The sequence below is a fragment of the Longimonas sp. genome (assembly GCF_046498435.1).
Lineage (GTDB): Bacteria > Bacteroidota > Rhodothermia > Rhodothermales > Salinibacteraceae > Longimonas.
Genome location: NZ_JAWOAR010000237.1, coordinates 1 through 5,568 on the forward strand (window position 1 = coordinate 1; position 5,568 = coordinate 5,568).

A 5,568-nucleotide genomic window follows, 5' to 3' on the forward strand; every position below is an offset into this window, starting at 1 on the left:
CCCTCTTCCTCGCCATCGTCGACAATGTCAATCGTGATGGTTTCGGGAGCCGCATCGGGCCCGGTGAAGGTAAAGGTGGTCGGATCCGAAAAGCCGGTGACGTCGGTGCTGGGATCGGCATCGCCCTCGGCGGTGACGGTGACATCGACCGACTGGCCGTCCTCCAATTCTGGTGGGCGTACCGAGACCGAGACGCTGTTGTCACCCTCAAGGGTGCGCGTGTACAGCCGGTTAAAGCGCGCAGCAGGCACCGACTCCACATCGCTTTCGCGGACAGGAATCAGTTGGCGATTGTCGAAGAAGACGCCGACAACGCCTTCATAGTTAAATGCGCCGTCGGGAATCGGGGCGCCAATGATGTTTGTTTCAAGATCGTCCTGCACCCGAAAGTCAACCTGCTCTCCGGCTGTGTTTTGGGCCGCGTATGAGGTGCCACTTTCAAATGTCTCCCCCGGCTCTACGCCCGAGAAGCTCAGCCCTGACAGGCTGACAAGCACGCTTTCGTAGTTGGAGTCGGAGTCGGAGCTTGTGACGTCGCTCACCGACACGGGAATGGGTTCGGGCGAAGCGCCCTGCTCCACTACTTCGTAGCCGGTAAGGTCGCTGCCGTTGATCTGCACCAGGTTGTTGAACTCGGAGACCGTGCCGCTCACGCGCAGGGTTGTACCGGGCTGAATGGTGCCGTCTTCGATGTCGGACTGGAAGGCGGTGCTGTTGTCGCCATCGACCTGGCGCAGCACAATGCCGCTGGCGCCGGTGGCTCCGCTTTCGTCTTGGATGCGAGCGTACGAGCCGAATGCCCGCGACACGGTGCCTTCAATGATGACCTCGCTGCCGTCCACCTGATCGCGCGCGTCATTGATCGATATGGCTTCGCCGTCGGTGGGCGGAGCGGGCTCTTCGTTGCCACCATCGTCTCCATCATCGTCATCGCCATTGTCGCCGCCATCGTCAAGGGGAGTGCCTTCTACGGTGATGTTGTCGAAGCGGTTGTTGCCGCTCGCCCCCGTAGCGCCATCGAGCGTAAAGCGCACCACCAGATCAGTGTTGTCGTCGGTAGCAGTATCCCCACTCATATCGAGCGCTTGCAGGCTGAAGCTCCCCGGGGTCGTAATTGTCTCCAGATCGGTGAACGTTGACCCGCCATCGGTGCTATACGCAACAGCCTGTTCGTCGAATCCGGAACTGGTACCGCGTGTGGCGTAGGCTATTTCGATGTCCTCAAACCCTTCCGTAGACACGTTCAGGTCGAAGTACTCGCCGTTGTTGACCTGATCGCTTCCCCCTTGCACCACAAAGCTTTCGCCTGCTGGATCGTCATTTTGGGCGTTAGTGCTCGATCCCCCAAAGCTCTGGATGGCTCCCTCTGTAAACGTGTAGGTGAGCGTGCCATCTCCTGTATTGGCCTCGACCGGGGCAGGCCAGGCGGGGGTGTCCTCAACGGGATCGTTGAAGTTCCAGTAGTGGATCACATCTTGTGCAGCGGCGGGCGCAGCAAAGGTACCTGCCACGAAAAGCAAAATGGCAATCCATGCCACAGGAGCGTAACGTAACGTCATAACATACGGTATCGTAAGGGCACAACAATGGTGGGGCGAGCGCAAAACGGTGGGGACAGTGCGCTTATACATAACCCAACCTATCTATCAGCAGGGACGATTGGAAGCGCACTCTGCAATATATTGACGAATCCGAAGGTTCTAATAATTCCGTAACACACACCCGCAGCGGGTTTCATGAAGATGCGAAGATGTTTTCCGGTCTGGTAGCCCGACGAACTACGTAAAGCACTCTGTTTAAGAGAAGCGGCTTCGCATCCGCAAGTCCTCGCAACACACGAGTGCACTTTGCTACCCTCCACAGCCTGCCATCGTACGCCCGGTCTCTCCCCCTACTTTTATGAAGTTTTACAGCACCCAACTCGCCTATCTATTTGAAAACAAAGAGGCGCGGCGCGACCTGGTTGCGCTCTCGAAGTACATCGGGTTTCTGCTACTTACCATGGTGGTGCTGTCGGTTGGCTTCCAACTGATCATGTGGTACGTGGAGGACCAGTCGCACACCTGGGTGTCGGCGTTCTATTGGACGCTCGTTACGATGAGCACGCTCGGCTTTGGCGACATCACCTTCTACACCGACGTGGGCCGCCTCTACAGCATGTTTGTGGTTATAACGGGCATTATCTTGCTGCTCATTGTGCTGCCATTTGCGTTTATTCGCTACTTCTATGCGCCCTGGCTCGAAGCCCAGATTCACGCCCGTGCGCCACGAAAAGTAGATCCCAACCTGGAAGACCATGTCATTCTCTGCAATCAAGACCCCATTGTACCCGGACTCATTGAGCGAATGGATACGGAGGGCGTCCCCTACGTGCTCATCGAACCCGATCCCGACCGGGCGTCTGACCTGTACCTCGACGATGTTTCGGTGATTCTTGGCGATGTGGACGATTCAAAAACCTACGCCGCAGCACGCGTGGAGCATGCAAGCGCGGTCCTGGCCAACCGAAGCGATGTCGAAAACACCAACATCGCCCTTACCGTTCGCGAGAGGGCTCCTGACACCCCTATCGTTGCCATTGCCCACGACCGAGATGCTATTGATATTCTGGAGCTTAGCGGATGCACCACCGTGCTCCCCCTAAAGCAGATGCTCGGCGAGCAACTGGCCAATCGCATCAACGCAGGCCATGCCGAGTGCCACCCCATTGGCTCGTACAAAGATTTAGTGCTGGCCGAGGTGCCTGTACAAGGCACACCGCTGGAAGGAAAAACGGTGCGCAACACCCATCTGCGCTCGGAAACAGGCGTCAGTATTATTGGCGTGTGGGAGCGCGGTACCCTCGATCAGGCACGTCCCGATACTACCCTCTCTAAAGCCAGTGTGCTCGTTATTATTGGCACACAGGCCCAAGTCAGCGCTCTCAACGAGCAGCTTACGCCGTATGCTACCGGCGACCATCCTGTGCTCGTGATTGGCGGCGGTACGGTGGGCGAAGCGGCGGCGCGGGCCCTGCTGGCGCGGGGCATCGATGTGCATGTGGTTGAGCGCGATACCGATCGCTGTGAGGCACTCCGGCGCGTGTCTGACGGTGACGATACCGGCACGCTTACCGTATTCGAGGGCGACGCCTCCGACTATACCCTGCTTGAGGATGCGGGCATCAAAAACGCCCCGTCGGTCTTGCTCACCACGCACGACGATGCCGTCAACATCTATCTGGCGTCATACTGTCGGCGCCTGAATCCCGGACTGCGCATCGTAAGTCGTATTGTGCACCGTCGCAACATGGAAGCGATCCACCGTGCTGGGACCGACTTCGTGCTGAGCTATGCCATGCTTGGCCTTGAGTCGATCTGGGCAGCCCTCACCGACAAAGAGCTCGTCGTAATGGGCGAAGGGCTCGATCTGTTTACGCGTACCGTGCCCCCGGCACTTGACGGCAAGACGCTGGCGGATAGTGGCATTGGGGCGCTCACGGGGCTTACCGTCGTGGCGGTGCTCTGTCCCAATCGCGACCTCATTACGCAAGTCCGTGCTGGCACAACGCTCAAAGAGGGCATGGACCTGCTCATGGTGGGTACCGATGCGCAGTATCATAACTTCGTAGAACGGTTCGGATGACACTACCAGGCACGCGCCTGCGCATCCCTTTCACGAACATCATGCAAATGAATATGCAAGATTTTCGGAAGCGCTTACAATATATTGCATAGCAGCTTGCTGTTGTCTCCAACAGCCGTTTAACTAAACAGGCGCACCGCATGCTTCCCATTTTTTGCATCGACCTTTCCGTTTCCGCCTATGAAACCCGCATCTACCGATACGGCCAACGGCACCGACCACGGTTTTTTTGCCGAGGTGAACAGCATGTTCGATACGGCTGCTCAGCACACCGATCATCCCAAGGGCGTGCTGCATCAGATCCGAGCCTGCGATAATATCGTCCGGTTTGAGTTTCCGATCAAGCGCGACGACGGGAGCATTGAGGTGATACGTGCTTACCGCGCCGAGCACAGCCATCACAAAAAGCCCACGAAGGGCGGCATCCGCTATGCGCTGAACGTAAATGTGGATGAGGTGATGGCCCTCGCCTCCCTCATGAGCTACAAGTGCGCGATTGTGGATGTGCCGTTTGGCGGTGCAAAGGGCGGCGTATGCATCGATGCGCGCAACTATTCGGTGCACGAACTGGAGCGCATTACCCGCCGCTACACGTTCGAACTGATCCGGAAGAACTTCATCGGCGCTGGCGTCGACGTGCCGGCCCCCGATTATGGCACCGGGCCGCGCGAGATGGCCTGGATCATGGACACCTACAACCAGATGACCGACGACGACTTGAACGGACTGGCTTGCGTAACGGGTAAGCCGGTGGGACAAGGCGGCGTGCGCGGACGTACCGAGGCTACCGGACGCGGCGTGTACTACGGCATCCGCGAAGCCTGTGCTTTTAAACACGACATGGATGCGCTCGGCCTGGATACCGGCACCGCTGGCAAATCGGTGGTGGTGCAGGGGATTGGGAACGTGGGCTATCATGCCGCCCGCATCCTGCAAGACGAGGGCGACGCGACCATTGTAGGCATTGCCGAAATTGAGGGCGCAATCTACGACCCCAGCGGATTTGACATCCACGATGTGGTGGCGCATCGCGAGGAAACAGGGTCGATTCTCGACTTCCCCGGTGCTACCAATATCGAGGACTCTTACAAGGCATTGGAGCTGGAGTGCGACATCCTGGTTCCAGCGGCCCTCGAAGGAGTCATTACCAAGGCGAATGCCCCAGACATAAAAGCCAAAATCATTGCCGAGGCGGCTAACGGCCCCGTTACGACAGAGGCCGATGAGATTCTGGTTGAAAAGGGCACGCTCATCATTCCCGACGTGTATCTAAATGCCGGCGGCGTTACGGTGTCCTACTTCGAGTGGCTGCGCAACCTCTCGCACGTACGTCACGGACGCATGAGCCGCCGTTTCGAGGAGCGCAACGCCGAACGCATCCTGCGCGCTGTGGATGAACTCACCGACCAGAGCTTCGACGAGCAGCTCATGGAAGACCTCGTCAAACGCGTCGGCTTCGGCGCCAGTGAGGAGGACCTCGTGAACTCCGGGCTGGAGGATACGATGGCCTTCGCCTACGAAGAAATCCGTACCGAACGCGAGAAGCACGGTATCGATATGCGTACAGCCGCTTTCGTGAGCGCCATCAACAAGATTGCGAAGTCGTACGCCGACATGGGCATCTTTCCCTGATCGCCGTGCCGATTCAAAACCAGAACGGTACAGGGGGAGGCGTCGAGGGGCGTCTCCCCCTTTCGAGTTGCATCCAGCGCCTACTGTCGTGTCACACCTGAATGTTCGGGTTGCAAGGTTCCCCATTCGTATGCTGTCATCTTGAGCGAAGCGGCTCCGCCAAGGAGACGCGGAGTCCTGACACGAGCGAAGCGACTGATGAACGCAGTGAATAAAGATCTCCCCCAAGGTTGGCAGGGCCGTTCAATCGCCTATAGCCCCGCTGAGCGTCGAGGAGATGGTTCGGCGTGCTCCGGGCTGGGCCCGTCGCGT

2 protein-coding genes and 1 pseudogene are annotated in these 5,568 nt (G+C 58.2%); 2 read left to right on the plus strand and 1 reads right to left on the minus strand.

Going from position 1 to position 5,568, the window contains the following annotated elements:
* Positions 1-1,559, minus strand: a pseudogene (locus R6U20_RS09005) (hypothetical protein); the annotation flags it as partial.
* A 340-nt stretch (positions 1,560-1,899) separates the two neighbouring features.
* On the opposite strand from R6U20_RS09005, the gene R6U20_RS09010 reads away from it, so the two are divergent.
* Entirely contained in the window at positions 1,900-3,624 is a 1,725-nt protein-coding gene (locus R6U20_RS09010) for a potassium channel family protein (protein ID WP_410337523.1), read from the plus strand.
* 180 nt (positions 3,625-3,804) lie between these two features.
* A complete protein-coding gene (locus R6U20_RS09015) occupies positions 3,805-5,256 on the plus strand; it encodes a Glu/Leu/Phe/Val family dehydrogenase (protein WP_410337524.1) in 1,452 nt (483 codons plus the stop codon).
* Positions 5,257-5,568: the final 312 nt, after the last annotated feature.

Bases quoted from the DNA above. Each gene is read 5' to 3' on its own strand.
- R6U20_RS09010 (WP_410337523.1), top strand. From the start codon at position 1,900: ATGAAGTTTTACAGCACCCAACTCGCCTATCTATTTGAAAACAAAGAG.
- R6U20_RS09015 (WP_410337524.1), top strand. From the start codon at position 3,805: ATGAAACCCGCATCTACCGATACGGCCAACGGCACCGACCACGGTTTT.